Source organism: Variovorax paradoxus B4 (genome assembly GCF_000463015.1).
In the GTDB taxonomy this organism is placed as follows: Bacteria; Pseudomonadota; Gammaproteobacteria; order Burkholderiales; family Burkholderiaceae_C; genus Variovorax; species Variovorax paradoxus_E.
Genome location: NC_022247.1, coordinates 5,565,708 through 5,591,924, shown reverse-complemented (window position 1 = coordinate 5,591,924; position 26,217 = coordinate 5,565,708). Strand labels below are relative to the sequence as shown.

General features: G+C 67.8%; 24 protein-coding genes. 16 read left to right on the top strand and 8 right to left on the bottom strand.

Annotated features, from left to right (window positions below; genetic code table 11):
• Nucleotides 1–12 precede the first annotated feature (12 nt).
• The 6 genes from VAPA_RS26155 to VAPA_RS26130 are packed head-to-tail and all read left to right on the top strand — an operon-like array spanning nucleotide 13 to nucleotide 5,185.
• Nucleotides 13–528 carry a hypothetical protein gene (locus VAPA_RS26155; RefSeq protein ID WP_021012999.1) on the top strand — a complete coding sequence of 172 codons (516 nt, stop codon included), beginning with the start codon at nucleotides 13–15 and terminating at the stop codon, nucleotides 526–528.
• Between the two features lie 44 nt (nucleotides 529–572).
• On the top strand, nucleotides 573–1,733 hold the full coding sequence (locus VAPA_RS26150; protein WP_021012998.1) for a cytochrome c oxidase subunit II: 1,161 nt from the start codon (nucleotides 573–575) through the stop codon (nucleotides 1,731–1,733).
• 26 nt (nucleotides 1,734–1,759) lie between these two features.
• On the top strand, nucleotides 1,760–3,526 hold the full coding sequence (gene ctaD / locus VAPA_RS26145) for a cytochrome c oxidase subunit I (protein ID WP_041946621.1): 1,767 nt from the start codon (nucleotides 1,760–1,762) through the stop codon (nucleotides 3,524–3,526).
• Complete coding sequence (locus VAPA_RS26140) at nucleotides 3,523–4,149, top strand: cytochrome c oxidase subunit 3 family protein (protein ID WP_021012996.1); 627 nt, start codon at nucleotides 3,523–3,525, stop codon at nucleotides 4,147–4,149. Before ctaD ends, VAPA_RS26140 begins: the two co-directional genes overlap by 4 nt.
• Nucleotides 4,150–4,160: 11 nt before the next feature.
• On the top strand, nucleotides 4,161–4,862 hold the full coding sequence (locus tag VAPA_RS26135) for a heme-copper oxidase subunit III family protein (protein ID WP_021012995.1): 702 nt from the start codon (nucleotides 4,161–4,163) through the stop codon (nucleotides 4,860–4,862).
• Nucleotides 4,863–4,870: 8 nt separating this feature from the next.
• Nucleotides 4,871–5,185: a cytochrome C oxidase subunit IV family protein gene (locus tag VAPA_RS26130; protein ID WP_021012994.1), complete on the top strand. Its 315-nt coding sequence runs from the start codon at nucleotides 4,871–4,873 to the stop codon at nucleotides 5,183–5,185.
• 15 nt (nucleotides 5,186–5,200) lie between these two features.
• Here VAPA_RS26130 and VAPA_RS26125 read toward each other — a convergent pair whose 3' ends face one another.
• The 4 genes from VAPA_RS26125 to VAPA_RS26110 all read right to left on the bottom strand — a co-directional run bounded on the left by VAPA_RS26125 (nucleotide 5,201) and on the right by VAPA_RS26110 (nucleotide 8,997).
• Nucleotides 5,201–6,826, bottom strand: a complete 1,626-nt coding sequence (locus tag VAPA_RS26125) for an MFS transporter (RefSeq protein WP_021012993.1) — start codon at nucleotides 6,824–6,826, stop codon at nucleotides 5,201–5,203.
• A gap of 63 nt (nucleotides 6,827–6,889) precedes the next feature.
• Complete coding sequence (locus VAPA_RS26120) at nucleotides 6,890–7,660, bottom strand: amino acid ABC transporter permease (protein WP_021012992.1); 771 nt, start codon at nucleotides 7,658–7,660, stop codon at nucleotides 6,890–6,892.
• Between the two features lie 32 nt (nucleotides 7,661–7,692).
• Nucleotides 7,693–8,451, bottom strand: coding sequence for a basic amino acid ABC transporter substrate-binding protein (locus tag VAPA_RS26115; protein WP_021012991.1), 759 nt, complete (start codon nucleotides 8,449–8,451; stop codon nucleotides 7,693–7,695).
• Nucleotides 8,452–8,520: 69 nt separating this feature from the next.
• Nucleotides 8,521–8,997 (bottom strand): Lrp/AsnC family transcriptional regulator, encoded by a 477-nt coding sequence (locus VAPA_RS26110; protein WP_021012990.1) that lies wholly within the window; start codon nucleotides 8,995–8,997, stop codon nucleotides 8,521–8,523.
• 180 nt (nucleotides 8,998–9,177) lie between these two features.
• On the opposite strand from VAPA_RS26110, the gene VAPA_RS26105 reads away from it, so the two are divergent.
• The 5 genes from VAPA_RS26105 (at nucleotide 9,178) to VAPA_RS26085 (ending at nucleotide 18,888) form a co-directional block, all read left to right on the top strand.
• On the top strand, nucleotides 9,178–12,786 hold the full coding sequence (locus tag VAPA_RS26105) for an indolepyruvate ferredoxin oxidoreductase family protein (protein WP_021012989.1): 3,609 nt from the start codon (nucleotides 9,178–9,180) through the stop codon (nucleotides 12,784–12,786).
• Between the two features lie 273 nt (nucleotides 12,787–13,059).
• Nucleotides 13,060–13,395, top strand: a complete 336-nt coding sequence (gene yajC / locus VAPA_RS26100; protein ID WP_018905224.1) for a preprotein translocase subunit YajC — start codon at nucleotides 13,060–13,062, stop codon at nucleotides 13,393–13,395.
• A gap of 101 nt (nucleotides 13,396–13,496) precedes the next feature.
• Nucleotides 13,497–15,380 carry a protein translocase subunit SecD gene (gene secD / locus VAPA_RS26095; RefSeq protein ID WP_021012988.1) on the top strand — a complete coding sequence of 628 codons (1,884 nt, stop codon included), beginning with the start codon at nucleotides 13,497–13,499 and terminating at the stop codon, nucleotides 15,378–15,380.
• A gap of 18 nt (nucleotides 15,381–15,398) precedes the next feature.
• Entirely contained in the window at nucleotides 15,399–16,355 is a 957-nt protein-coding gene (gene secF / locus VAPA_RS26090; RefSeq protein WP_021012987.1) for a protein translocase subunit SecF, read from the top strand.
• A 139-nt stretch (nucleotides 16,356–16,494) separates the two neighbouring features.
• Nucleotides 16,495–18,888, top strand: coding sequence for a DUF1631 family protein (locus tag VAPA_RS26085; RefSeq protein WP_021012986.1), 2,394 nt, complete (start codon nucleotides 16,495–16,497; stop codon nucleotides 18,886–18,888).
• An 11-nt stretch (nucleotides 18,889–18,899) separates the two neighbouring features.
• Here VAPA_RS26085 and VAPA_RS26080 read toward each other — a convergent pair whose 3' ends face one another.
• From VAPA_RS26080 to VAPA_RS26070, 3 genes are all read right to left on the bottom strand, one after another.
• Nucleotides 18,900–19,418 carry a Smg family protein gene (locus VAPA_RS26080; protein WP_021012985.1) on the bottom strand — a complete coding sequence of 173 codons (519 nt, stop codon included), beginning with the start codon at nucleotides 19,416–19,418 and terminating at the stop codon, nucleotides 18,900–18,902.
• Nucleotides 19,419–19,568: 150 nt separating this feature from the next.
• On the bottom strand, nucleotides 19,569–20,717 hold the full coding sequence (gene dprA, locus VAPA_RS26075) for a DNA-processing protein DprA (RefSeq protein WP_021012984.1): 1,149 nt from the start codon (nucleotides 20,715–20,717) through the stop codon (nucleotides 19,569–19,571).
• A 41-nt stretch (nucleotides 20,718–20,758) separates the two neighbouring features.
• The gene (locus tag VAPA_RS26070) at nucleotides 20,759–21,979 is read right to left on the bottom strand and encodes a LysM peptidoglycan-binding domain-containing protein (RefSeq protein ID WP_021012983.1); all 1,221 of its coding nucleotides are present in this window, start codon (nucleotides 21,977–21,979) and stop codon (nucleotides 20,759–20,761) included.
• A gap of 160 nt (nucleotides 21,980–22,139) precedes the next feature.
• Between VAPA_RS26070 and def the strand changes: the two genes are divergently transcribed.
• Genes def through VAPA_RS26045 form a run of 5 tightly spaced genes read left to right on the top strand, consistent with a single transcriptional unit; the run spans nucleotide 22,140 to nucleotide 25,183 of the window.
• Nucleotides 22,140–22,661, top strand: coding sequence for a peptide deformylase (gene def / locus VAPA_RS26065; RefSeq protein ID WP_041946255.1), 522 nt, complete (start codon nucleotides 22,140–22,142; stop codon nucleotides 22,659–22,661).
• Complete coding sequence (locus tag VAPA_RS26060; RefSeq protein WP_021012981.1) at nucleotides 22,658–23,158, top strand: hypothetical protein; 501 nt, start codon at nucleotides 22,658–22,660, stop codon at nucleotides 23,156–23,158. Before def ends, VAPA_RS26060 begins: the two co-directional genes overlap by 4 nt.
• Nucleotides 23,155–24,108 (top strand): methionyl-tRNA formyltransferase, encoded by a 954-nt coding sequence (gene fmt / locus VAPA_RS26055; protein WP_080666835.1) that lies wholly within the window; start codon nucleotides 23,155–23,157, stop codon nucleotides 24,106–24,108. Before VAPA_RS26060 ends, fmt begins: the two co-directional genes overlap by 4 nt.
• The gene (locus VAPA_RS26050) at nucleotides 24,108–24,848 is read left to right on the top strand and encodes an AzlC family ABC transporter permease (RefSeq protein ID WP_021012979.1); all 741 of its coding nucleotides are present in this window, start codon (nucleotides 24,108–24,110) and stop codon (nucleotides 24,846–24,848) included. Before fmt ends, VAPA_RS26050 begins: the two co-directional genes overlap by 1 nt.
• A complete protein-coding gene (locus VAPA_RS26045; RefSeq protein WP_021012978.1) occupies nucleotides 24,845–25,183 on the top strand; it encodes an AzlD domain-containing protein in 339 nt (112 codons plus the stop codon). The genes VAPA_RS26050 and VAPA_RS26045 overlap by 4 nt, the downstream gene beginning before the upstream one ends.
• Before the next feature lie 27 nt (nucleotides 25,184–25,210).
• On the opposite strand, the gene VAPA_RS26040 is transcribed toward VAPA_RS26045, so the two are convergent.
• On the bottom strand, nucleotides 25,211–26,182 hold the full coding sequence (locus VAPA_RS26040; RefSeq protein ID WP_021012977.1) for a Bug family tripartite tricarboxylate transporter substrate binding protein: 972 nt from the start codon (nucleotides 26,180–26,182) through the stop codon (nucleotides 25,211–25,213).
• Between the last annotated feature and the right edge of the window lie 35 nt (nucleotides 26,183–26,217).

Sequence of the window (26,217 nt, the reverse complement as noted above, 5' to 3'; positions counted from 1 at the left end):
AAAGGGGGCGCTATGAAGAGACGCATCTACTGGCTGATGCCGGACCTGGCGAGCGCCAGGCAGGCGATGGACGATCTGGTGTGGGCGCGCATCGACGTTGCGCACATTCATTTCGCCGGACCGGAAGGCATGGACATGGCCGGGCTCCATGCGGCCAACGTGTGGCAGACCTCGGACCTCGTCCACGCCGCCAAGACCGGGGGGGTGGTGGGCAGTGCCTGCGGCATCGTCGTCGGCCTCGCGGCCGCGCTGCTGTTCCCGATCGTGGGCGACGGCCCCGAATGGGAAGTGGCTGTGCTGGTGGCCATCCTGGGTGGCGTGGTCGGCGCCTGGTCGGCCAGCATGATCGGCATTTCCATCCCGAGCCCCAGGCTGCAACGTTTCGAGGGCGCCATCGCGCAGGGGCAGATCCTGCTGATGGTGGACCTGCCGCGTTCGCGCGCGCGGGACATCGAGGCGCTGCTGCGGTCCGCGCATCCCGAAGCCCGGTTCGAGGGCGAAGAGCCGCAAGTCCCGGCGTTCCTCTGAAGCGCGCATGAGTCCTGAACCCATGCCGAGCCAAGGGAGCGCACATGATCATGGCTGTCGCCCTGTTGCTCATCGTGCTCGGCTCGGTGCTGTTTCACGTCTTCAATCCATGGTGGACGACGCCCCTTGCTTCGAACTGGCAGCTGATGGACGACACCCTGACCATCACGCTGGTGATCACGGGGATCTTCTTCGTCGCCATCAACGTGTTCGTCGCCTACATGCTGGTGCGCTTTCGCCATCGCGAGGGGCACCGTGCGGCGCATGAGCCCGAAAACAGGAAGCTCGAGCGCTGGCTGATCGGCGGCACCACCGTCGGCATCATGGCGCTGCTGGCGCCCGGCCTCGTGGTGTACGCGAACTACGTCAGGGAGCCGCACGACGCCCTCGTGCTGGAGGTGTTGGCCCAGCAATGGCAATGGCGCTTCCGCTTCCCGGGTGAGGACGGCAAGCTGGGCGCGACCGATGCGCGCTTCGTGAGCGCCACCAATCCGTTCGGGATCGACCCCGCCGACCCGCCCGGGCAGGACGACCTCCTGATCGCCGCCAACGAGGTGCATCTGCCGCTCGGCAAGCCGGTGCTGGTGCTGATGCGTTCGAACGACGTGCTGCACGACTTCTTCGTGCCGAACTTCCGTGCCCGGATGAACACGGTGCCGGGGCAGGTCAGCCGCTTCTGGTTCACGCCGACCGTCGCGGGCCGCTACGAAGCGCTTTGCGCGCAGCTGTGCGGCGTGGGCCATCCCAATATGCGCGGCTACGTGGTGGTGGAAGATCCGGCGAACTACAAGTCCTGGTACGCAGCGCTGCCGACCTTCGCCAAGTCGCAGGCCAAGGCGCCCGAGCCTCCGGCCGGCGCCGTGGCGGCCGGCGGCGGCACGCGCGTCGAACAGGGCCGCGCGCTGGCGGATGCCAAGGGCTGCGTGGCCTGCCACACGATCGACGGCAGCCCGCGCGTGGGGCCGACCTGGAAGGGCCTGCACGGCAAGACCGAAACCATGGCGGACGGCTCCACCGCGCTGGTCGACGAAGCCTATCTGCGCAGCTTCATCCGCGACCCGCAGGCCCGCCACGTGAAGGGCTTCCCGCCGGTCATGCCCAAGATCGAGTTGAGCGATGAAGAACTGGCCGCGCTGGTGGCCTATATCCAGAGTCTGGGCAGTCCGCCGGCGCAGGCTGCCGCCGAACAGAAGGCTCCGCGATGACTCCTCCTTCATCCATGGGGCACGCCGTGCCCCACACCGACGACGTCGGGCACCCCGCGCCGCAGAGTTTCCTGACCCGCTACGTCTGGAGCCAGGACCACAAGGTGATCGCGGTCCAGTACGCCTGCACCGCCATCGCGGTGGGCGTGGTGGGCGTGGTGCTGTCCAACCTGATGCGGCTGCAGCTCGGCTTTCCGGGCCAGTTCGAGTTCATCAACGCCGAGCGCTACTACCAGTTCGTGACCATGCACGGGATGATCATGGTGATCTACCTGCTCACGGCGCTGTTCCTCGGCGGCTTCGGCAACTACCTGATTCCGCTGATGGTGGGAGCGCGGGACATGGTCTTTCCCTACCTCAACATGCTGAGCTTCTGGGTCTACCTGCTGTCGGTGGTGGTCCTGATGGCGAGCTTCTTCGTCGCGGGCGGTCCCACCGGCGCGGGCTGGACGCTGTATCCACCGCAGTCGATCCTGCCCGGCACGCCGGGCCATGCGGGCGGCATCGTGCTGATGCTGGTGTCGCTGCTCATCTTCATCGTGGCGACCACGATGGGCGGCCTCAACTACGTGACCACCGTGCTGCAGGCGCGCTGCGAAGGCATGACGCTGCTGCGCATGCCGCTCACGGTGTGGGGCATCTTCGTGGCCACCATCCTCGCGCTGCTCGGTTTTCCGGCGCTGTTCGTCAGCGGCGTGATGCTGCTGCTCGACCGGACGCTGGGCACCAGCTTCTTCATGCCGGCGCTGGTGTCGATGGGCCAGGTGACGGGCTACAAGGGCGGCAGCCCGCTGCTGTTCCAGCACCTGTTCTGGTTCTTCGGCCATCCCGAGGTCTACATCGTCGCGCTGCCGGCCTTCGGCATCGTCTCCGACCTGATCAGCGTGCACGCGCGCAAGTGCATCTTCGGCTACCGCATGATGGTGTGGGCCATCGTCGCCATCGGCGCGCTCAGCGTGGTGGTGTGGGCGCACCACATGTTCGTGAGCGGCATGAATCCGTACTTCGGCTTCTTCTTCGCGACCACCACGCTGATCATCGCGGTGCCCACCGCGATCAAGGTCTACAACTGGATCCTGACGCTGTGGCGCGGCGACATCCACCTGACGGTGCCGATGCTGTTCGCGCTGGCCTTCCTGTGCACTTTCCTCATCGGCGGGCTCACGGGCCTGTTCCTGGGCAACGTCAGCGTGGACATCCCGTTGTCGGGCACCTATTTCGTGGTGGCGCACTTCCACATGGTGATGGGCGTGGCGCCGCTGCTGGTGGTGTTCGGCGGCATCTACCACTGGTTTCCCAAGGTCACCGGCCGCATGCTCGACGACCGGCTCGGCCGGCTGCATTTCTGGATCACCTTCCTCGGCACCTACCTGATCTATTTTCCGATGCACTACCTCGGCGTGCTGGGCATGCCGCGGCGCTACTACAACTTCGACGGCTACAAGTTCATCCCGCCCTCGGCATTCAGCCTGAACACGTTCATCACCGTGGTCGCGCTGATCGTCGGCGTGGCGCAGCTGCTGTTCATCGCCAATCTCGCCTGGAGCGCCTGGCGCGGCCGGCGGGCCGACGCCAATCCATGGCGTGCCGCCTCGCTCGAATGGCAGACGCCCGCCACGCCGCCGGGTCACGGCAACTGGGGCCCGCGGCTGCCGGTGGTCTACAGGTGGGCCTACGCCTATGGGGAGCCGGGGGCGGCGGAGGATTTCATCGCGCAGAACGCGCCGCCGGAAGCCGGGGCCGGGCAGCCCGAGCCGGAGGGCCAGAGCGAGGTCCGGGGAGCGTCGGCATGAGCGCAGCCACTGCCTTGAGCGCCCGCGGTGCCGACCGCGGCGGCCGTCCTCGCGATGCCCACGCGAGCGCGGCCAGCATCGGCCTGTGGGTCTTCATGGGCGTGGCCATCGCGCTGTTTTCCCTCTTCATCGTGGCCTACGTGGTGCGCATGAGCGGTGACGATTCGATGACGATCGCGCTGCCGTGGCAGCTCTGGCTCAGCTCGGCGCTGCTCGTGGCCGGCAGCGTGGCGCTGCAATGGGCCGGTGGCGCATCGCGCCGTCCCGGCCCGATGCGGGCCCGTCGCCTGCTGCTGGCGGGCGGCCTCTGCGCGGTGGGCTTCCTGGGCGCGCAGCTTTGGGCCTGGCAGGCGCTGCTGAGCGCGCAGGTGATGCCGGCCGGCAATCCGGCGGGCAGCTTCTTCTATCTGTTGACCGCCATGCACGGGCTCCACCTGGCGGGCGGGCTGGTCGGGTGGGCCTGGATGGCGAACGCCGCGTGGCCCGATCCGGCCAGGGCCGCATGGCGCATCGCGCTGTGTGCGCGCTACTGGCACTTCATGCTGGCGGTGTGGCTGGTGCTGTTCGCGCTGCTGGGCTGGGTGACGCCGGAGGTGGCGCGCTTCATCTGCGGCACATCCTGAGGAGGCATCTCGTGAACAACACCGCAACGATCGCAGCAACGCCCTTGAGTCCGACCCTCGCCGCCAGCGGCTGGCGCGGGCTGATTGCCGACTGGTCTTCCGATCGCCAGGCGTTCCACGTCTCGTGGGGCAAGGCGATGATGTGGATCTTCCTGCTCAGCGACACCTTCGTCTTCAGCTGCTTCCTGACCGGCTACATGACGGTGCGCGTCTCGACCACCGTGCCGTGGCCCAACCCGAGCGAGGTGTTCGCGCTCCATGTGGGGGGCGCCGACATCCCGCTGCTGCTGATCGCGATCATGACCTTCGTGCTCATCAGCAGCAGCGGCACGATGGCGATGGCCGTCAATTTCGCCTACCGCGGCGACCGCGTGAACGCCGCCGCGCTGATGCTCGTGACCGCGACCTTCGGCGAACTCTTCGTCGGCATGCAGGCCTTCGAGTGGTCCAAGCTGATCCTCGAGGAGGGCGTGCGGCCCTGGGGCAACCCGATGGGTGCGGCGCAGTTCGGCTCGGCCTTCTTCATGATCACGGGCTTTCATGGACTGCACGTGTCGGCCGGCGTGGTCTTCCTGTTCACGGTGGCCTTCAAGCTGATGCGCGGCGACTACGACAAGGCCGGCAACTACCAGATCGTCGAGATTGCCGGCCTGTACTGGCACTTCGTGGACCTGGTGTGGGTGTTCATCTTCGCGCTGTTCTATCTCTGGTGAGGACGACCATGAACCCCGTCTCAGGCCAGCAGCATCCGATCGGCCTCTACCTCAAGATCTGGGGGCTGCTGTTCGTGCTCAGCACGATGTCGTACCTGGTCGACTACTTCCATGTCGAAAGTTATCTGCGCTGGGCCCTGATCGTCGCCTTCATGCTGCTGAAGGCAGGGCTGATCGTCGCGGTCTTCATGCACATGGCCTGGGAGCGGCTGTCGCTGGTCTATGCCATCCTGGTGCCGCCCCTGTGCCTGCTGGTTCTGGTCGGGCTGATGGCGGCGGAGGGCGGCCACACCTTCCTGACGCGGCTGCAGTTCTTCCACTGAAGGCGTTGCGGCCGCTCAGCGCCGCACGATGTAGCGCGTGATCACCGGCGGTGTCTCGCCGACGTGGAACGCGAGCCGGCGTTCCCGCAGCACCATGTCGCTGGCCGTGGCGCGGTTGAAGCGGCGCAGGTGGTCGGTCCACGATTCGTCGACGATCTGCTCCACATAGCGGCTCGGCTGCGCAGTGTCGTGCAGCAGCTCCCAGCCGATGGCGCCCTGGCTCAGGCGCGCGCGGCGCGTCTGCTGCATCACGAGGTGGAAGGCCGCGGCGCGCGCCGGCTCGATGAGGTATTCGACCATGATCACCACGCGGCCGTCTTCCTGCGGCGCCTCGGCCGGCGGGCCGGCCGCCCAGCCCGCTTCGGCGGGACGGGTGTCGTCTTCGCCGACGCCGTCGGTCACCCAGCGCAGGGCCACCAGCATCAGCAGGGTGCCGCTGGCGGCGGCGATGGCGAGGCTCAGGTTCAGCGCCGTGACCGTGGCCACCTGGCCCCAGAGCGCTGCGCCGATCGCACTGGCACCCATGATCGCCATCTGGTAGGTCGACATGCCGCGCGCGCGCACCCAGTCGGGCAGCGCGAGCTGCGCCGACACCGAGAGCGAATTGGCCACCGTGATCCAGGCCATGCCGCCGAAGAACATCGCGGGCACCGCCACCCACGCGTTGGGCGCAAAGGCCATCACCGCGGTGGCGAGCGACTGCAGCACCGTGCCGCGCAGCACCAGCTGGTCGCGCCCCAGTGCCTGGCGCAGCCGCGGCAGGAACAGCACCGCGAGGATCGCGCCCGTGCCCATGGCGGCCAGCAGCAGCGTGAAGGTGCCGGCCCCGCCGCCCTTGAGATTGCGCGCCAGGAGCGGCAGCAAGGCGAGCAGGGCGGTCGAGTGGAAGAAGAAGATCGTGATGCGCGAGAGCACGGCCCGCATGCGATGCGACTGCCAGACGAACTGCACGCCCACGCGCATCGCGCTGATGAGCTTCTCGCGGCCCAGCGGATTGGGCGTGTGCTCGCGGCGCCAGCGCAGCACCACGAAGCCCGAGGCCACCGACAGCACCGCGTTGAGCGCAAACACCCACACGGTGCCCGCACTCGCGATCAGCACGCCCGCCGTGAGCGGCCCCACGATGCGCGAGGCGTTCATCGCAATGCCGTTGAGCCCGAGCGCCGCGGGCAGCTGCGGGCGGGGCACCAGCTCGGGCACGATGGCCGCGAACACCGGCCAGCGCAGCGCCAGCCCGATGCCGTTGGCGAAGGTGAGCGCCAGCAGCAGCGGCGCGGTCATCAGGTCGAAGGCCAGCGCCGCGCACAGCACGATGGCCGTGCCCGCCAGCCAGAACTGGGTGGCCACCAGCCAGCGCCGGCGGTCGAGGATGTCGGCCAGCGCCCCGCTCGGCAGGCCCAGCAGGAACACCGGCAGCGTGGAGGCCGACTGCACCAGCGCCACCCAGATCGGCGAGGTGGTCAGCGAGGTCATCATCCACGCCGCCGCCACGTCGTTCATCCACATGCAGATGTTGGCGATGAGCCAGGTGCTCCACAGCATGCGGAACACGGGCAGCCTGAGCGGCTCGAGCGCCGCCAGCTTCGGCGGCTGCGGCCGGGCCGGGGGAATGGGTGTCTCTTCGGGGGAAATCGGTGGCATGTCGCCCGATTGTGCCGATGCCGTCAGGGCCGGTCGGAAAACCGCGCGGTTTCCGCAGCGGATCTATCCCCTGTCGCTGCGCGCCAGGCGGTGTTCGAGCCGCCGCAGCATCGTGGTGAGCACGAGCGTCATCACCCAGTACACCACCGAGATCGCGAGGTACGGCTCCCAGTAGCGCGCATAGGCGCCCGCCACCGTGCGCGCGGCATAGGCCAGCTCGGCCAGGCCGATGGCCGAGACCAGCGAGGTGTCTTTCAGCAGCGCGATCGCGTTGTTGCCCAGCGGCGGCAGCATGCGCCTGAAGGCCTGCGGCAGCACCACGTAGCGCATCACCTGCATGGGCGTGAAGCCGATCGAGCGGCCGGCATCGAACTGCCCGCGCGAGATCGACTGGATGCCGGCGCGGAACACCTCCGAGATGTAGGCCGCCGAATTGAGCGTGAGCGCCACCACGCCGGAGATCAGCGCGCCATGCTCCTGCTTGAGCTCGCGCGCCAGGTCGCCGCTGATCAGGAGGCCGGTCGCCGGGTGGATGAACACCGGCATCACCGCAAAGTGGATCAGCAGGATCTGCACGAACAGCGGCGTGCCGCGGAAGAAGCTCACGTACACCGTGGCCGGCCAGCGCAGGAAGAAGCGCGCCATCCAGCTCCAGGGCGCATGGCGCGGCCGGGCGAGCCGCGCGAGCGCCAGGCACAGGCCCCAGCTCGCGCCCAGCAGCACGCACACCACCGTCATGCGCAGCGTCATCCAGGCGCCTTGCCAGAACAGGTCCTTGTATTCGACCAGGATGTCCCAGCGGAACCATCCGAACAACAGGATCGGCTGTTCCATCTACGACTCCCTCCCGCCCAGGCCGGACGCGCTCATCGGGCGTTCGGGTCCTTGTTGAACCACTTCTTGTAGATCGTGGCGTAGCTGCCGTCCGCGCGGATCGCGGCCAGGCCGGCCGTGAGCTTGTCGAGCAGCGCCTTGTCGCCCTTCTTCACGACGATGCCGAAGCCTTCCTCGGGGAAGGACTTGTCGTCGAGCGTCTTGAGCTCCGGGTTCTGCGCCACGCGGTAGGCGATCACGCCGTTGTCGCCCATGGCGGCATCGACGCCGCCGCCGGCCAGCTCGGAAATGATGAGCGGCGTGCTCTCGAAGCGGCGGATGTTGGGGTTGGTCTTGCCGAACTCGCGCGAGGCGATGTCGTCGGCCGTGGAGGCGCTCACCACCGCGATCTTCTTGCCGGCCAGGTCCTTCAGCGAGGCGACCGTGCTGCTCTTGGGCAGCGCGATCAGCTGGCGGGCCGCGAAGTACGGCGGCGTGAAGTCGTAGCTCTGCTTGCGCTTGTCGTTGATGGTGACGCCCGAGATCACGAGGTCGACGTCGCCGTTGTTGAGCGCGCCGAAGATGCCCGTGAACGGCGTGTTGACGACCTTGATCTTCAGGCCCTGCTGCTTGGCAATGGCGTTGATGATGTCGATGTCGAAGCCGACGATCTGCTTGTCCTTGTTCTCGAAGGCGAAGGGCGCGTAGGTGGCGCTGGAAGCCACGGTGAGTTCGCGGTTCTGGGCCTGGGCGCCGAAGGCGAGCGCGGCGGCGGCAAGGCCGAGCGCCAGGGCGCGGCGGATGGGGTTCATGGGAGTTTGTTCCTCTTGGTGCGCCGGCTGGCGGTGTTGTATGGGGCGGGCGGGAATTCTAGGTTGCAGCTAGCGTGCCAGATGCCCGAGCGGCCAGGCGCTGCTGGCTTTCACCTCGCCCAGCGAGAAGCTGGTGTGCAGGTCTTTCACGTTCGGCAGGTTCATGAGGTGCTGGCGCGCGAAGGCCGAGAAGCTGTCCAGGTCCTGCGCCACCACCTGCAGCTCGAAGGTGCCGGTGCCGCTGATGTAGTGGCAGGCCACCACCTCGGGCAGCTTGCGGATCGCGTCTTCAAGCTTGCGGGTGGCGTCGTTGGTGACGCGTTCGGTGTCCACGCGCACGAAAGCGAGCACGCCCAGCCCTATCTTGTGGCGGTCGATCTCGGCGTGGTAGCCCTTGATGAAGCCCGCCTCCTCCAGCGCGCGCACCCGGCGCCAGCAGGGCGCGGCCGACAGCCCCACGCGCTGCGCAAGCTCGGCGTTGGTGAGGCGGCCGTCGGCCTGCAGTTCTTGCAGGATTGCGAGGTCGAACTTGTCAATGCTTTCCATGGATGGCGATATTAAGCAAGATTCTTCCTGGAAGCTGCTTTTTTGGGGCACAGAACGCAAACACCTGTCGCGTGCCCCGGCATACACTTTGCGTGATCATGGGCTCGCGCCCTATCCGGGCACAGACCCACACCCCATCAGCCAGGCCCACACGGCCCTGCCACACGGAGACAGACAAACATGAACGCACCGCTGCCCGAGCACATTCGCCGCGCGCTGGAAACCGTCACGCTCGACGACAAATACAGCCTCGACTACGGCCGGGCCTTCATGAGCGGGGTGCAGGCGCTGGTCAAGCTGCCGATGCTGCAGCGCCTGCGCGACAAGCAGGCCGGCAAGAACACCGCGGGCTTCATCAGCGGCTACCGCGGCTCCCCGCTCGGCGGCTACGACCAGGCCCTGTGGAAGGCCAGCAAGTTCCTGAAGGAACAGAACATCGTCTTCCAGCCCGGCGTGAACGAGGAGCTCGCCGCCACGGCGCTCTGGGGCACCCAGCAGCTGGGCTTCTCGCCCGCGGGCACCAACAGGTTCGACGGCGTCTTCGGCATCTGGTACGGCAAGGGCCCGGGCGTGGACCGCTGCTCCGACGTCTTCAAGCACGCCAACATGGCGGGCACCACCGAATGGGGCGGCGTGATCGCGGTGGCGGGCGACGACCACATTTCCAAGAGCAGCACGGCCGCGCACCAGAGCGACCACATCTTCAAGGCCTGCGGCACGCCGGTGTTCTTTCCGACCAACGTGCAGGAAATCCTGGACCTGGGCATCCACGCCTTTGCCATGAGCCGCTTCTCGGGCATCTGGTCGGGCATGAAGACGATCCAGGAAATCGTGGAGTCGAGCGCCACGGCCATGATCGACCCGGACCGCGTCGAGATCGTCATTCCCACCGATTTCCAGATGCCGCCCGGCGGCCTGCACATCCGCTGGCCGGACCACGCGCTGGAGCAGGAAGCGCGCCTCATGCACTACAAGTGGTATGCCGCGCTCGCCTACATCCGCGCCAACCGGCTGAACCACAACGTGATCGAGGGCCCGAACGACCGCTTCGGCATCATGGCCAGCGGCAAGGCCTACAACGACACCCGCCAGGCCCTGATCGACCTGGGCCTGGACGACGCCACCTGCCGCCAGCTGGGCATCCGGCTGCACAAGGTGGGCGTGGTGTGGCCGCTGGAGGCGCAGCTCACGCGCGACTTCGCCACCGGCCTGCAGGAAATCCTGGTGGTGGAAGAAAAACGCCAGGTCATCGAATACCAGCTGAAGGAAGAGCTCTACAACTGGCGCGCCGACGTGCGCCCCACCGTGCTCGGCAAGTTCAACGAGCTCGACGGCGATTTCTCCGGCGGCGAATGGGCCATGCCCAACCCCACCGCCAACACGCTGCTGCGCGCCAACGCCGACCTGAACCCGGCGCTCATCGCCAAGGCGATTGCGCAGCGCCTGCGCAAGCTCGGCATCCTGGAGCAGGCCGGCGCCGACATGCGCGCGCGCATCGACGCCCAGATGGCCATCCTCGAAGCCAAGGAGCGCTCGATGGAGGTGCTCAAGCTGGGCGGCGTGCAGGGGGCCGACCGCCAGCCGTGGTTCTGCTCGGGCTGCCCGCACAACACCAGCACCGTGGTACCCGAGGGCTCGCGTGCCATGGGCGGCATCGGCTGCCACTTCATGGCCACCTGGATGGACCGCTCCACCATCGGCTTCACGCAGATGGGCGGCGAGGGTGTGCCGTGGGTCGGCCAGCAGCCCTTCACCACCGACCAGCACATCTTCGCGAACCTGGGCGACGGCACCTACTTCCACAGCGGCCTGCTCGCGATCCGGCAGAGCATCGCGGCCGGCGTGAACATCACCTACAAGATCCTCTACAACGACGCCGTGGCCATGACCGGCGGCCAGCAGGTCGGCGAGCGGCCCGAGGGCCACTCGGTGCTGCAGATCGCCGAGAGCCTGCATGCCGAGGGCGCCAAGAAGGTCGTCGTCGTCACCGACGAGCCCGAGAAGTACGAAGGCGTGAACATCCCCGGCGACCACGTGGCGGTGAAGCACCGCGACCTGCTCGAAGAGGTCCAGCTCGAATTCCGCAAGATCTCGGGCACCACGGCCATCATCTACGACCAGACCTGCGCCACCGAGAAGCGCCGCCGCCGCAAGCGGGGCACGGCCGTCGATCCGGCCAGGCGCGTGGTCATCAACGAGCTGGTCTGCGAGGGCTGCGGCGACTGCAGCGTGCAGAGCAACTGCCTGTCGGTCGAGCCGCTGGAAACCGAGTTCGGCCGCAAGCGCACCATCAACCAGAGCAGCTGCAACAAGGACATGAGCTGCCTCAAGGGCTTCTGCCCCAGCTTCGTCACGGTCGAAGGCGGGCAGCTCAAGAAGAAGGCCAGGGACAAGGCCGATTCGCCGCTCGCACTGGGCCCGCTGCCCGAGCCGGCCGTGCCGGTGCTGGCGCGGGACCAGGTGTGGGGCATCGTGGTGGCCGGCGTCGGCGGCACGGGCGTCATCACCATCGGCCAGCTGCTGGGCATGGCGGCGCACATCGAGGGCAAGGGCATCGTCACGCAGGACGCGGCCGGCCTCGCGCAAAAGGGCGGCGCCACCTGGAGCCATGCGCTGATCGGCGAATCGCAGGACGCGATCCGCACCACGCGCGTCGGCACCGCCGCGGCCGACCTGATTCTGGCGGCCGATCCGCTGGTGGCCGTCAACGCCGAAACCCTGGCGCGCATGCGCGAAGGGCGCACGCACGTGGCGCTCAACACGCACAGCACGCCCACGGCCGCCTTCGTGCGCAATGCCAACTGGGTGAATCCGCAGGACGACTGCGCGAACGAGATCGCGCGCGCCATCGGCGCCGATGCGCTCGGCACCTTCGATGCCGATGCCGCGGCCACCACGCTGATGGGCGACAGCCTCTATGCCAACCCCATGCTGCTGGGCTTTGCCTGGCAAAAGGGCTGGATCCCGCTGGCGCTCGAGTCGCTGATGCGCGCCATCGAACTCAACGCGGTGGCGGTCGAGAACAACAAGACCGCCTTCGCATGGGGCCGCCAGGCGGCCGCCCATCCGGACGAGCTGCAAAAGCGCCTGCGCCCGGGCCAGGTCATCGAGTTCAAGAAGCGCGAAACCGTCGAAAGCCTGGTGGCGCGCCGGGTCGAGTTCCTCACGGGCTACCAGAACGCGGCCTATGCCGGCGAATACCGGCAGTTCGTGGACAAGGTCCGGCAGGCCGAGTCGGCGCTGGGCAAGACCGCCCTGACCGAAACGGTGGCCCGCTACCTGTTCAAGCTCATGGCCTACAAGGACGAGTACGAGGTGGCGCGGCTGCACACCGACCGCAGCTTCCTCGACCGCGTCGAAGGCATGTTCGAAGGGCAGATGGGCAAGGATTTCAAGCTCAACTACCACCTCGCGCCGCCCATCATTGCGAAGAGGAACGCCAAGGGCGAGCTGCAGAAGCAGAAGTTCGGCCCCTGGATGCTCGCCGGCTTCAGGCTGCTGGCCCGGCTCAAGGGCCTGCGCGGCACGGCCCTGGACATCTTCGGGCGCACCGAAGAGCGCAGGACCGAGCGCGCGCTCATCGGCGAGTACCGCGCGAGCATCGAGGAGGTGGTTGCGGGCCTTGCCGCCGGGAACCATGCGCTGGCACTGGAAATTGCGAGCCTGCCCGAGCAGATCCGCGGCTACGGCCACGTGAAGGACCGCAACCTCGCCGCCGCCCGCACCCGCTGGAGCGAGCTGCTCGCCAAGTGGCGCCATCCGCAGCAGGCGCAGCGCGCCGCCGCCTGATTCTTCGAAAGGAAGCCGGCCCGCGGTGGCCGGCCAGCTCGCGCGGTTGCTACTGAAAAGAGAGCAAAGGACGCGCGGCTGGCGCCCCTGGAAAGCCCCGCCCCCCGCGCCGGATAAGCGCGCGGCGCGGGGCATTGCCACGAATACAATGCCCGCTGCTGTGCGCGGCCCACGCCGCTTCAAGCGCTGACTCGCGGCCTTTTCCTCGGGGCCGCGGAACCGCGGGCCCGGCCCGCGCTTCTGACATTCCTCTTCTCTCTGTTGGAGACTCTCTTGTTCATTTCCTCTGCTTTCGCCCAAACCGCGCCCGCTGCTTCCGGCGGTGGCGACATGTTGTCCTCGCTCGGCAGCATGCTGCCCCTGGTGCTGATGTTCGTGGTGCTGTATTTCGTCATGATCCGTCCGCAAATGAAGCGCCAGAAGGAAGCCCGCGCCATGATCGAAGCGCTGGCCAAGGGCGATGAGGTGGCAACGGCCGGCGGCGTGCTCGGCAAGATCACCTCGCTCGGCGACCAGTACCTTGGCCTCGAAATCGCCAACGGCGTGGAGATCAAGATCCAGCGCAGCGCTGTGGTCCAGGTCCTGCCCAAGGGCGCCGTCAAGCAGTAAGCCAAGCAATCAACGCGCGGCTCGGCCTTGCGCTTCGTGGCGCATGGCCTCAAGTCACGCCGGTGTCCCATCTCTAAAAAGTTTGTGAAAAGCGCGCGCTCATGAACCGTTATCCGGTCTGGAAGTACGCGATCATCGTGATCGTGCTGCTTGTGGGGTTGATCTACTCCCTGCCCAATTTCTTCGGCGAGGCGCCTGCCGTGCAGGTGTCCGCGGCCAAGTCGACCGTCAAGGTCGACGCAGCCACCCAGAGCCGGGTCGAGGAGGCGCTCAAGGCCGCCGGGCTCGCGCCCGACCTGCTCACGCTCGAGGGCGGTTCGCTGCGCGCGCGCTTCGCCACCCCCGACGAGCAGCTCAAGGCGCGCGACACGGTGCAGCGCACGCTGGTGCCCGATCCGGCCGATCCGCCCTATGTGGTGGCGCTGAACCTGGTCTCGCGTTCGCCGGCCTGGCTCACGGCGCTGCATGCGTTCCCGATGTACCTGGGTCTCGACCTGCGCGGCGGCGTCGACTTCCTGCTCCAGGTCGACATGAAGGGCGCCATCGACAAGAAGGCCGAGTCCTTCGCGAGCGACCTGCGCACCACTTTCCGCGACAAGGGCATCCGCGGCACCTCGGTGAGCCGCAACGGCCAGACGGTCGAGGTTTCGTTCCGCGATGCGGCCGCGCTGGAAGCGGCCAAGCGGCTGATCCAGGACCAGTTCCAGGACCTCTCCACCACCGACAGCCAGGACGGCAGCAACTGGCGCCTCGTGGCCACCATCAAGCCCGAAGCCGCGCGCCGGCTCCAGGACGCGGCGCTGAAGCAGAACATCACCACGCTGCACAACCGGATCAACGAGCTCGGCGTGGCCGAGCCGGTGATCCAGCAGCAGGGCCTCGACCGCATCGTGGTGCAGCTGCCCGGCGTGCAGGACACGGCCAAGGCCAAGGACATCCTGGGGCGCACCGCCACGCTCGAGATGCGCCTGGTGGACGAAAGCGCCGAAGGCCGCGCGGCCGAGCTGAGCGGCGGACCGGTGCCTTTCGGCTCCGAGAAATTCCTCGAACGCAACGGCCGCCCCGTGATCGTGAAGAAGCAGGTGCTCGTCACCGGCGAGAACCTCACCGACGCGCAGCCCGGCTTCGACCAGCAAAGCAACCAGCCCAAGGTCGACCTGACCATGGACGCCAAGGGCGGCCGGATCATGCGCGACGTGAGCCGCGAGAACTACAAGAAGCGCATGGCCATGCTGATCTTCGAGAAGGGCAAGGGCGAAGTGCTCACGGCCCCGTCGATCAACGGCGAGCTCGGCAACCGCTTCCAGATTTCCGGCTCGATGACGGTGGCCGAAGCCGCCGACCTCGCGCTGCTGCTGCGCGCCGGCTCGCTGGCCGCGCCAATGGAAATCATCCAGGAACGCACCATCGGTCCGAGCCTGGGCGCCGACAACATCGAGAAGGGCTTCAAGAGCGTGATGTATGGCTTCCTGGCCATCATGGTGTTCATGTGCGCCTACTACGCACTGTTCGGCCTGTTCTCGTCGATCGCGCTGGCCGTCAACCTGATGCTGCTGGTGGCCATTCTCTCGATGCTGCAGGCCACGCTCACGCTGCCCGGCATCGCGGCCATGGCGCTGGCCATTGGCGTGGCCATCGACTCCAACGTGCTGATCAACGAACGCGTGCGCGAGGAACTGCGCAACGGCGCCGCGCCGCAGGCGGCCATCCATGCCGGGTACGACCGTGCCTGGGGCACGATCCTCGACTCCAACGTGACCACGCTGATCGCGGGCATCGCCCTGCTGGCCTTCGGCTCGGGTCCGGTTCGCGGCTTCGCGGTGGTGCACTGCATCGGCATCGTCACGTCGATGTTCTCCGCCGTGTTCTTCTCGCGCGGCCTCGTGAACTTCTGGTACGGCCAGAAGAAGAAGCTCAAGACGGTGTCGATCGGCACGGTCTGGCGCCCCAAGACCGACGGCACTGCCGTGGCTGAAGGCAAGTAAAGGTCAAGGACAAGCGCCATGGAATTCTTCCGCATCCACAAGACCATCCCGTTCATGCGCCACGCGCTGGTGCTGAACATCGTCTCCTTCGTCACCTTCGCGCTGGCGGTGTTCTTCCTGCTGCACCGCGGGCTGCACCTGTCGGTGGAGTTCACGGGCGGCACCGTGATGGAGGTGGCCTACCAGCAGTCCGCCGACATCGGCAAGGTGCGCGAGGCCATCGGCAAGCTCGGCTATCCCGACGTGCAGGTGCAAAGCTACGGCACCTCGCGCGACGTGCAGATCCGCCTGCCGGCGCAAAAGGGCATGAACTCCGACCAGCAGAGCGCGCAGGTGATGCAGGCGCTCAAGACGGTCGATCCGTCGGCCACGCAGCGCGGCATCGAGGTCGTCGGCCCGCAGGTCGGCGAGGAGCTCACCACCAACGGGCTCAAGGCGCTCGGCATGGTGGTGGTCGGCATCATGATCTACCTGGCGATCCGCTTCGAATGGAAGTTTGCGGTGGCCACCGTGCTGGCCAACCTGCACGACGTGGTCATCATCCTCGGGTTCTTCGCCTTCTTCCAGTGGGAGTTCTCGCTCGCGGTGCTGGCGGCGGTGCTGGCGGTGCTGGGCTATTCGGTCAACGAGTCGGTCGTGATCTTCGACCGGGTGCGCGAGAATTTCCGGCGCTACCGCAAGATGAGCACGGTCGAGATCATCGACAACGCGATCACCTCGACCATCAGCCGCACCATCATCACGCACGGCTCGACGCAGCTGGTGGTGCTCTCGATGTTCTTCTTCGGCGGCCCGACGCTGCACTACTTTGCGCTGGCGCTGACCATCGGCATCCTGTTCGGCATCTATTCGTCGGCCTTCGTGGCGGCGGCCATCGCGATGTGGCTGGGCGTCAAGCGCGAGGACCTCGTCAAGGGCCCGACCAAGCGAGACGGCGGCTCCGAAGACGACCCGAACGCCGGCGCCGTGGTCTGATTGCGCCAGATCAGGGGAACGCACCGCGCAAGCCCGCAACCATGCCGCAGGTGATGCACACTTGTGCGGTTGCGCTTGCCGATGCAAGCTCTCGGTTTTCGCCGAAAAATAGAGTCCCGTTGGTCTTCCCGATCCATCAATGAGCATTGCGCGGTCCGCCTCCTCCCTGCAGCTCGCACGCGAGACGCGTGAGCGTTTCGTTCGTGCCACCGAGGGCGTCATCGTCCCGCTGGCGCAAGCGATACGGAACCGCCTGACGCAACAGGCTTCGGAAATCGGCAGTGCGCGCGCCATGCAGGAGAGCCGCGACGACTTCGTGGCGTTCCAGGGCCAGGCCTCGCAATGGGTGTCGCTCGCGCAGGCGGGTTGGCGCAGATCGGTGGGCGCCCCGGGTGCGGCGCCAGCCGCGTCGTCCGGCGCGAAGCTGCGGCTCGAACTCATCGATGACGATGCGATGGAGAGCAGCATCCTTTCGTCTCGCCTGGCGCAGCTGATTCATGACAAGGCCAGCTTCGAACTCAGCGACCTGCGGCTGCGCATCCAGTTTCTGGAGGGCACCAGCGAGCTCGACGCCCACGACGTGCTCAGGCCCGAAACCCTGGCCAAGCTGCTGGTGGACCAGTGGCTGGCGGCCGGCCTGAGCCGCACGCTGTGGGCGCGGGTGCAGGACACCGTGCAGCAGCAGCTCGTCGGCGTGGTCGTCAAGGCCTATGAAGACGCCAACGCCTTCCTGGTTTCCCAGGGCGTGATGCCCGAAATCGATCTCAAGAGCTTTGTCCGCCGCACCGGCAGCAGCAGCGGCGGCGGCAGTGCCACCGGACCGGCGACGATGCCGGCATCGCCCTACGCCGGCGGCGCGGCGCAGGCCGCGGGTGCCGTGCAGCGGCCGGGCAGCGCCGACACTTCCTCCCCGCAGGCAGGTGCTTTTGCGCCGTCCGCGCCGGCCTTCACCACGGGCGGCTCGCCGTTGATGGTCGCCCGCCAGCGCGCGCAGACGGCGCTGCTGAGCCTCAAGCGCTTCGTCGCCGCCCGCATCGGCGCGGAAACGCCGGCTTCGCCTTCGCCTTCGATGACGACGACGGGAATGGACGGCCATGCGGCCGCCGCGGGGTCCGCCCGCGCCGCCTCCAGGACCTTTGCCGGCGTGATCGCCGAGGCCGAGGCCGCCTACCGGGTGGCGGCCTCGCAGTACATGCAGGGGTCCGTGCCGGGCTCCGCGGATCAGGCCACCCTCATCCAGCAGACCGCCGTCGACCTTCGGCGGCGCAGCACGGAGCTCAAGAAAAGGGCGCCCACCACCGCCGACAAGGCCACGGTCGAGATCGTGGCGCTCATGTTCCAGGCCATCCTCGCCGAGGAGCGCATTCCTTTCTCGGCGCGCGTGTGGTTTGCGCGCCTGCAGATGCCGGTGCTGCGCGTGGCCATTGCCGAGCCCGAGTTCTTCGGCACGCTGCAGCACCCGGCGCGCATGCTGATCGACCGCATGGGCTCGTGCGTGATGGGCTTCGATGCCGCGGCCATCTCGGGCAGTGCGCTCGAGGGCGAGATCCGGCGCGTGGTGCAGGTGATCGAGCAGTATCCCGAAACCGGCCAGCGTGTCTTCAAGCTGGTGTTCGACGAGTTCGTGGCCTTCCTGAACCGCTATCTCACGCAAAGCGACGCCACCCAGCGCGTCATGAGCGTGGCGCAGCAGGTCGAACAGAAGGAAACGATGGCGATCCAGTACACCATCGAGCTGCGCAAGATGCTCAACGACATGCCGGTGCGCGAGGAGATCCGCGAGTTCCTCTTCAAGGTCTGGGCCGAGGTGCTGGCCATTGCCGCGCTGCGCTATGGCGCCCAGGGCGAGCAGACGGTGATGCTCAAGCGGGTGGCCTCCGAACTGGTGTGGGCGGCGAGCGCCAAGCCCAACCGCGCCGACCGCGCACGCGTGATCCAGGACCTGCCGCAGCTGCTGCAGCGCCTGCGCCTGGGCATGAACCTGCTGGGCATCATCGACGAGCCGCAGGAAGCCCACATCAAGGCCATCGGCGCCACCTTGTCCGACGCCTTCCTGTCGAAGACCGAAGCCATTCCCGCGGCCAAGATCGAGGCCATGGCCGAGCGCCTGGCGCATCTGGAAGATTTCGTCAGCGACGACGGCGGCGCCTCCAGCCTGCCGCTCGATGCAAACAGCATCGAACTGCTGCTGGGCGTGGATGCCGCCTCGATCGAGGTCGTGGCCGACACCGTGGGCGGCGTTCCGGCCGAAGACATGCTGGCGTGGGCCCACGAACTGGAGGTGGGCAACTGGTTCATGCTCGACCACAACGACCGCGTCAGCCAGGTGCAGTTCGTCTGGCGCAGCGACCGCAAGCAGCTGCACCTGTTCGCCTCGGCCGACGGCCGCAGCTTCCTGGTCCAGGTCGGCCGGCTGGCCAGCTACCTGCAGGCCGGCCTGCTGGTGCCGGCCGAGGAAGAAACGCTCACGGTGCGCGCCACGCGCGAGGCGCTGGCCAAGCTCGACGCCAACCCGGAGCGCCTGCTGAACTAGGCGCGCGCAGCCTAGTGCGCTGTACGCCCCTCGCGGCTTTCGCAGAGTTCGTCAAGCACCAGCGCGTCGGGCTCGATGCCGGTGCTCCAGTGCACCATCAGCACGATGATCTTGAGCTCGTCGAGCGCGACCGGATCGCCCGGCGCCGCCATGGCGCGCTCGATGACGATCTCGCGCAGACCGCAGGACAGCACGTTCGACGATTCGAGAAAGCCGATGAAGCCGAGGCAGTCGGCACCCAGGTGCTCCTGCTCGGCTTGCGAGTAGACCCGCATGGCGTCGTCCGATTGGGGCAGGGCCGCTTCGGGCGCGCCCCGCAGCGTGACCGTGGCCACGGCGTCGTCGTCGGCGCTTCGCTCGAGCTGCATGCCCTGCGTTGCAAGGCTCAGGCCGTCGAGCCAGTGCAGCGCATCGCGGATTTCTTCTGCCTCGAAGCCGTGGGCGCTGAGCTTGCGGCCCAGTTGTTCGGGTTCGGGGCAGGCATCGCCGCGCCAATAGTTTTCGTAGACAAACACGAGCACTTCGAACATGGGCCCAATATAGCCGAGGAAACCGTGGCTCGCCCCCAGGCTTCGTGCACTTCGTGTCATGCGCGCCAACCCCCTACCGGGGGCAACACCCGCGGCCCGGCAAAGCCGGTTCCGCGGTGTTTCACGAAAAAGCGGGCGCGGGCCCGGGCGTCAGCCGATGGCTGCTCTTTGAAACAGGCCGCCGGGCAGGCGCGCGACGTGGCCGTCGAGCTCGAGTTCGAGCAGCCTGGCCTGCAGCGCGGCGGCGCTCCAGCCGGTGCGCGCGCTCAGGGCGTCGAGACTCACGGGATCGAAGCCGAGGGCGTCCAGCAAGGGGTCTTCGCAAGCGGATGCGCCGCCGGCGTTCCCGTTCGCGGAAGCCGGCGTTGCCGCGCTGCCCGTGTGCAGCGACGGCAGCTGCTCGAGGATGTCGTTGACCGATTCGACCAGCTTCGCGCCCTGCCGGATCAGTGCATGGCAGCCGCGCGACTGCGGCGAATGGATCGAGCCCGGAATGGCGAACACTTCCTTGCCTTGCTCCGAGGTGAGCCGCGCGGTGATCAGCGAGCCCGATGCCAGCGCGGCCTCGACCACCAGCGTGCCGCGCGCCAGGCCGGCAATGAGGCGGTTGCGCTTCGGGAAATTCTGCGTGAGCGGAGGCGTGCCGAGCGGCAGTTCGCTCACGATCAGCCCCTGCAGCGTGATGCGGTGCGCCAGGTCGCGGTGCCGCGCGGGATAGACGCGGTCGAGGCCCGTGCCCACCACGGCCACCGTGGCGAGCCGCGGCGTGTCGCCGGCCGCATCGAGTGCGCCCTGGTGCGCGGCGCCATCGACGCCGAGCGCGAGCCCCGACACCACCGGCAGGCCCGCGTCGCCCAGCGCGCGCGCGAAGGCGCGGGCATTGGCCGCGCCCTGGGGCGTGGGGTTGCGGCTGCCCACCACCGCGATGCTGTGGCCGAGCTGGGTCAGGTCGAAGTCCGCGGCGCCGAGCACGTAGAGCATCAACGGCGGGTCGGCCATTTCGAGCAGCGAGGCAGGGTAGGCCGCATCGCCCAGCGTGACCAGGCGGCGCGTGGCGCCGTCACCGTGGCCCGGCTGCAGCCAGTGCCAGGTCTGGTCGACCTGGGCCTGCAGACCCTGGGGCGGCTGGTGCAAGGCATCGGCCTGCGCCGGCGACACCACCTGCCGCAGCGCCTCGCCCGTCTGCGCAAAGACGTTCTCGGGCAGGCCGAAGGCCGCCAGCAGCCGGCGCGCGGCGCCATCGCCGATGCCCGGCGTCAGTGAAAGCCGCAGCCAGCCTGCGAGTTCTGCTCGTTCCAAATGAAAGCGGAAAAAGAAAGCGGGTAAAAAAAGGAAAAGCGTCAGGGATTGACGAGGAAGTCGCCCGCACGCGGAGTGTCGGTGATCTCGAGCACCAGTGCGTAGGAAACCTTTTCGAACGGCCGGAACACCATCAGCAGGCCGATGCGTTCGTTGGGGAGCTTGATGGTTTCCTTGCGCGCGCCGGTCCGGTCGAGAATGGTTTCGCCGTTCTTCAGGATGGCCAGCACGTGGCCGCTGTCGATGCCGTCGCGGGTGCCCCTGTTGATGGCCACCACCTGGTTCTGGGCCGCGAACTGCACCGCGTTGCCATAGACCGAGATGATGCGGCCCTCGACCTGCGAGGAGGGGGCGCGCGGCACATAGCTCAGCAGCTGGCGCGGCGGTTCGGGCAGCAGGCGGTCGCCGGCGCGGATTTCCTCGCGCGCCGCGATGATGTCGATGCTGGCCGGCACCACGGTGATGACGTCCTTGTCTTCCGTGGTCTCGACCGTGGTCGATTCGCCACGCTTGAGCTGGGCCTTGCCCAGGTACTGCGCCTCATAGCCGAGGATTTCACCGGTTCCCGGGTCCTTCAGCGGCGTGGCGTTGCGGAACACGCGGAAATTCTTCAGCGGGCCCGGGGTTTCGAGCAGCGGCGTCTCCGCATTGCCGCGCGCATAGGCACGGTCGCCGCGCGACAGCAGGACCCGGCTGTCGTTGCCGGCGACGATGCGCGGCGCGGCCTGCAGCGTGTCGGCATCCACCACGATCGGTTCGCTGAGGAAGGGCTCGATGAGGCTCGGGTTGAGCGTGGGCAATGCCATGCCGGCCAGCGAATCGAAGCGCGTGCGCGGCGACAGCTTGATGGTGCCGCCGTCGGCGCTGCCGCCCGCGCCGCGGCGCATGGTCAGGCGCGCACGGCCGCCGGTCTTGTCCAGATAGAGGATCTGGCCCGGGTAGATGCGGTGCGGATTCGCGATTTCGCTGATGTTCATGCCCCACAGTTCCGGCCAGCGCCAGGGGCGCAGCAGGTAGAGGCGCGAGATGGCCCACAGCGTGTCGCCGGGCTTGACCGTGTATTCGTCCGGCGCGTTGGGCGCCAGTTCGCTCAGCGGAACGCCGTTCTGGGCGGTTTGCTGGGCGGTGGCGCGCTGCTGCGGCGTGACGGGATAGTTCTGCGCCCACGCCGCAGTGGTCGTGCCGCCGCTTATCACCGCAAGGGCTGCCAACGTGGCGAAAAGATGCGGGCGCTGGCGGACAGTGATTCGGAGCTTTTTCATGTCTGAATGGGTGAGCGTGCCACGTATCGGCACACATACGAATCTCACAATTTGCTACGAATTCTGCGCCCGAAGCCCTTTGGAGGGCAACGTTTTCAGGCGATCCGGACTCGCCGCGTCGCGGAATTGGCGAAAATAGCCACAACTTTCTCCCTGTTTCATGGCCAAACGAATCATTCTGAGTTACCCGGACAAGCGCCTGCACACGGTGGCCAAGCCCGTGCAGGGCGTCGATGCGCGCATCAAGGCCCTGGTGGCCGACATGCTCGAGACCATGTACGACGCCAGCGGCATCGGCCTGGCCGCGACCCAGGTCGACGTGCACGAGCGGCTGGTCGTCATCGACGTGTCCGAGGAGCGCAACGAGCCGCTGGTGCTCATCAACCCCGAAATTATCTGGGCAAGCGACGAAAAGGTGTTGAACGAAGAGGGCTGCCTCTCGGTGCCCGGCATCTACGACGGCGTCATGCGCTCCACCTCGGTCAAGGCCCAGGCGCTGGACGAGAACGGCGAACTGCGCACCATCGAGGCCGAAGGCCTGCTGGCCGTGTGCATCCAGCACGAGCTCGACCACCTGCTGGGCAAGGTGTTCGTCGAATACCTGTCGCCGCTCAAGCGCAACCGCATCAAGAGCAAGCTGCTCAAGCAGCAGCGTGAAGAAGCCAAAGAGGGCCGGGCATGAAAGTGCCCTCCCTGCGGTCCTGGGCACTCGGTCTTGCCGCCGGGCTGCTGCTGGCGGGCTGCGCCAGCGAACCCACGCGCATCGTTCCCGGCACCACCGCCGCCGAAACCCTGCAGCGCCTGGGCGCGCCCACGGGCCGCTACCCGCTCACCGGCGGCGGCGAACGCCTCCAGTATTCGCGCATGCCGGCGGGCTTCGAGGTCACCGACATCGACGTCGATGCCTCCGGCAAGGTCGTTTCCGTGACCCAGGTGCTCAGCGAGGCGCGCTTCGGCCACGACATCAAGGTCGACCAGTGGCGCCAGAACGACGTGCTCGCCTTCTATGGCCGGCCTTTTGAAACCAGCCGCGTCAGCTCGTTCGACGGCGTGGTCTGGACCTGGCGCTACAAGGCGGTGAACGAGCGCCGCATGCTCTATATCTACATCGACCCCACCGGCGTGGTCCGCCGCTATCACACGGGGGACGACCTCGCACTCGATCGGATCCGCGATTGACCCCGCTGAAGGTCGTTTTCGCGGGCACGCCCGAGTTCGCGCGCGTCGCGCTCGAAGCCATTGCCGCCGCCGGCCATGAGATCGCGCTGGTGCTGAGCCAGCCCGACCGGCCCGCGGGCCGCGGCATGAAGCTGCAGGCCTCGCCCGTCAAGCAATGCGCCGCCGCCCACGGCTGGCCGGTGGCGCAGCCGCGCAGCCTGCGGCTGGACGGCAAGTACCCGGAAGACGCCGCCGCCGCGCGCGAGTCGCTGCTGGCGGCCAGGCCCGACGTGATGGTGGTGGCGGCCTACGGCCTCATCCTGCCGCAATGGGTGCTCGACCTGCCGGCGCACGGCTGCCTCAACATCCACGCCAGCCTGCTGCCGCGCTGGCGCGGCGCGGCGCCCATCCACCGCGCCATCGAGGCCGGCGACGCGCAGACCGGCATCACCATCATGCAGATGGACGCCGGCCTCGACACCGGCGACATGCTGCTGCGCGAAGCCGTCGACATCGGCAGCGACAACACCGCGCGGCTGCACGACCGCCTGGCCGAGCTGGGCGGCCGGATGATCGTCCAGGCGCTGGCCGACATCGGCCGCCTCACGCGTACGCCGCAACCGGTCGAAGGTGTCACCTACGCCAGCAAGGTCGAGAAGCACGAAGCCCAGGTCGACTGGAACCAGCCCGCCGCCGCGATCGTGCGGCGGATCCGGGCCTTCGACCCGTTTCCGGGCGCCAACAGCCCGCTCGACGGCGAGACCATCAAGCTCTGGGCCGCGCACGCGGTGCCGGCCGAGGCCTCGGCCGCGCCGGGCACCCTGCTGGCCGTGACCGAAGCCGGCATTGCGGTGGCGGCGGCCGGCTCGGCGGTGATGCTCACCGAACTCCAGCGGCCCGGCGGCAAGCGCCTGGCCGTGGCCGACTTCCTGCGCGGCTTCGAGCTGAAGCCCGGGCAGCTGTTCGGCTGATGTTCTTTTCCCCGGCCATCCGCCGCCGCCCCGAATTCCGCGCCGGCATCCGCGACATGTCCTCGGCCGCGCTGGGCATCGGCGCCTGGGGCCTGATGACCGGCGTGGCCATGGTCAAGTCGAACATGAGCGTGCTGGAGTCGGTGGCCATGACGCTGCTGGTCTACGCCGGCAGCTCCCAGCTCGCGGCCATTCCGCTGCTGTTCGCGGGCGCGCCGGCGTGGGTGATCCTGGCCACGGGCTTTTGCGTCAACCTGCGCTTCGTGGTCTTCAGCCTGCATCTGCGGCCCTACCTCATGCACATGCCGCGCTGGCGCCGCATGACGCACGGGTACCTGACGGCCGACCTGAGCTACGCGCTCTTCACCAGGCAGTACGCGGCACCGCCGGCCACCCTCGCCGAGCAGCAGTCGCAAGAGGCCTACCTCACCGGCAACTACTTCGTGACCTGGTGCTCCTGGATGGGCATGAGCCTCCTGGGCATCGCGCTGGCCAATTTCATTCCGCAGAACTGGGGCCTGGGTTTTGCCGGCGTGCTGAGCCTGGTGGCGATCGTCTGCTCGATGGCCACCACGCGGCTGCGCGTGCTGGCCGCGCTGATCGCCGGCGCCACCGCGGTGGCGGCCCATGCCTTGCCGCTCAAGCTCAACATCGTCGTGGCCATTGGCGCCGCGGTGCTGCTGTGCTTCTGGCTCGAGAAGCAGTTCGGGCTCGACCCCGACGCGGAGGACGACAAATGAGCGGCATCACCGATCTGTGGACGATGGGCGTGATCGTCGGGCTGGCCGCGGTCACGGTGCTCACGCGCTGCTTCTTCTTCATCCTCGACCGGCCCTGGGGCCTGCCGGAGTGGGCGCACCGCGCGCTGCACTATGCGCCGGCCGCCGCGCTGGCGGGCGTGATCGCGCCCGAGATCGTGATGACCCAGGGCCACCTGATCACCACGCTGCACGACGCGCGCCTGTATGCGGCCGTGGTCGGCGCTGCCTATTACTACTGGCGGCGCGGCGTGCTCGGCACGATGCTGGCGGGCATGGCGGTGTACCTGCCCCTGCACCTCGGCCTGGGCTGGTAGCCGACGGCTGCCGCCGGACCTTTCCTTTCAGTCCAGCTTGACGCCGGCGGCCGCGATGATCTTGCCCCAGCGATCGCTCTCGGCCCGCGAGAGCTTGTAGAAATCCTGCGGCGTGCCCGGCAGGGCTTCGAAGCCGAACTCCGAGAACAGCTTCACCACCTTCGGTGCCTTCATCGCCTTGTGCAGTTCGCCGTTGATGCGCGCCACCGCTTCGGGCGGCATGCCGGCCGGGCCGATCAGGCCGTGGAACGCATAGGCGTTGACGTCGCTGAAGCCGGCTTCGACGAACGTGGGCACCTCGGGCAGTGCGCTCGCGCGCTGCGGCAGCGCGATGGCCAGCACCCGCACCTTGCCCGCCTTGATGATCGGCAAGCCCGAGGCCAGGTCGAGCATCATCGTGGGCACCTGGCCGCCCATCACGTCGGTCATGGCGGGCGCGGCACCCTTGTACGGCACGTGCGTGATGGTCAGGCCAGCCTTCTGCTTGAAGAGTTCCATCGCCATGTGGTGCGGCGAGCCGTTGCCGGGCGACGCATAGCTCACCTTCTCCGGGTTGGCCTTCACGTAGCGCACGAACTCGGCCACGTTCTTGGCGGGAAAGTCGGGATGCACCACCAGCGCCACGGGAAAGCGGCCGATGGCGCCGATGTAGGTGAAGTCGCTCGCGGGCTTGTAGGGCAGCTTGGCGAACATGTGCTCGTTGAAGAGCAGTGCCGCGTTCTCGGCCTGCATGATGGTGTAGCCGTCGGGCTTGGCCTGCATCAGCACCGAGACGCCGATGTTGGTCGACGCGCCGGGCCGGTTGTCGATGACGAGCGGCTGCCCGAGCGACGGCTGCATCGCCTCGGCCAGCGAGCGCGCCAGGTTGTCGGTGCCGCCGCCGGCCACGTAGGGCACGATCCATTTGACCGGCTGGCCCGGGTAGGCGGCGGGCTGCGCCGATGCGAAGGGGGTGGCCAGCGCGAGGGCCGCGGCCAGCAGGGGAATCATTCGCTTCATCGTCTCTTGTCTCCGTTGCTTGTTTTGAAATCTGT

What these genes read in the sequence shown, in the direction of transcription:
- VAPA_RS26080 (WP_021012985.1), bottom strand. Translation starts at nt 19,418, where the DNA reads ATGTTCGAAGTGCTCGTGTTTGTCTACGAAAACTATTGGCGCGGCGAT.
- secF (WP_021012987.1), top strand. Translation starts at nt 15,399, where the DNA reads ATGGAATTCTTCCGCATCCACAAGACCATCCCGTTCATGCGCCACGCG.
- VAPA_RS26105 (WP_021012989.1), top strand. Translation starts at nt 9,178, where the DNA reads ATGAACGCACCGCTGCCCGAGCACATTCGCCGCGCGCTGGAAACCGTC.
- VAPA_RS26070 (WP_021012983.1), bottom strand. Translation starts at nt 21,979, where the DNA reads ATGAAAAAGCTCCGAATCACTGTCCGCCAGCGCCCGCATCTTTTCGCC.
- VAPA_RS26050 (WP_021012979.1), top strand. Translation starts at nt 24,108, where the DNA reads ATGTTCTTTTCCCCGGCCATCCGCCGCCGCCCCGAATTCCGCGCCGGC.
- VAPA_RS26140 (WP_021012996.1), top strand. Translation starts at nt 3,523, where the DNA reads ATGAGCGCAGCCACTGCCTTGAGCGCCCGCGGTGCCGACCGCGGCGGC.
- VAPA_RS26045 (WP_021012978.1), top strand. Translation starts at nt 24,845, where the DNA reads ATGAGCGGCATCACCGATCTGTGGACGATGGGCGTGATCGTCGGGCTG.
- VAPA_RS26110 (WP_021012990.1), bottom strand. Translation starts at nt 8,997, where the DNA reads ATGGAAAGCATTGACAAGTTCGACCTCGCAATCCTGCAAGAACTGCAG.
- def (WP_041946255.1), top strand. Translation starts at nt 22,140, where the DNA reads ATGGCCAAACGAATCATTCTGAGTTACCCGGACAAGCGCCTGCACACG.
- VAPA_RS26115 (WP_021012991.1), bottom strand. Translation starts at nt 8,451, where the DNA reads ATGAACCCCATCCGCCGCGCCCTGGCGCTCGGCCTTGCCGCCGCCGCG.
- VAPA_RS26155 (WP_021012999.1), top strand. Translation starts at nt 13, where the DNA reads ATGAAGAGACGCATCTACTGGCTGATGCCGGACCTGGCGAGCGCCAGG.
- VAPA_RS26060 (WP_021012981.1), top strand. Translation starts at nt 22,658, where the DNA reads ATGAAAGTGCCCTCCCTGCGGTCCTGGGCACTCGGTCTTGCCGCCGGG.
- VAPA_RS26040 (WP_021012977.1), bottom strand. Translation starts at nt 26,182, where the DNA reads ATGAAGCGAATGATTCCCCTGCTGGCCGCGGCCCTCGCGCTGGCCACC.
- VAPA_RS26120 (WP_021012992.1), bottom strand. Translation starts at nt 7,660, where the DNA reads ATGGAACAGCCGATCCTGTTGTTCGGATGGTTCCGCTGGGACATCCTG.
- VAPA_RS26150 (WP_021012998.1), top strand. Translation starts at nt 573, where the DNA reads ATGATCATGGCTGTCGCCCTGTTGCTCATCGTGCTCGGCTCGGTGCTG.
- VAPA_RS26125 (WP_021012993.1), bottom strand. Translation starts at nt 6,826, where the DNA reads ATGCCACCGATTTCCCCCGAAGAGACACCCATTCCCCCGGCCCGGCCG.
- secD (WP_021012988.1), top strand. Translation starts at nt 13,497, where the DNA reads ATGAACCGTTATCCGGTCTGGAAGTACGCGATCATCGTGATCGTGCTG.
- VAPA_RS26130 (WP_021012994.1), top strand. Translation starts at nt 4,871, where the DNA reads ATGAACCCCGTCTCAGGCCAGCAGCATCCGATCGGCCTCTACCTCAAG.
- VAPA_RS26085 (WP_021012986.1), top strand. Translation starts at nt 16,495, where the DNA reads ATGAGCATTGCGCGGTCCGCCTCCTCCCTGCAGCTCGCACGCGAGACG.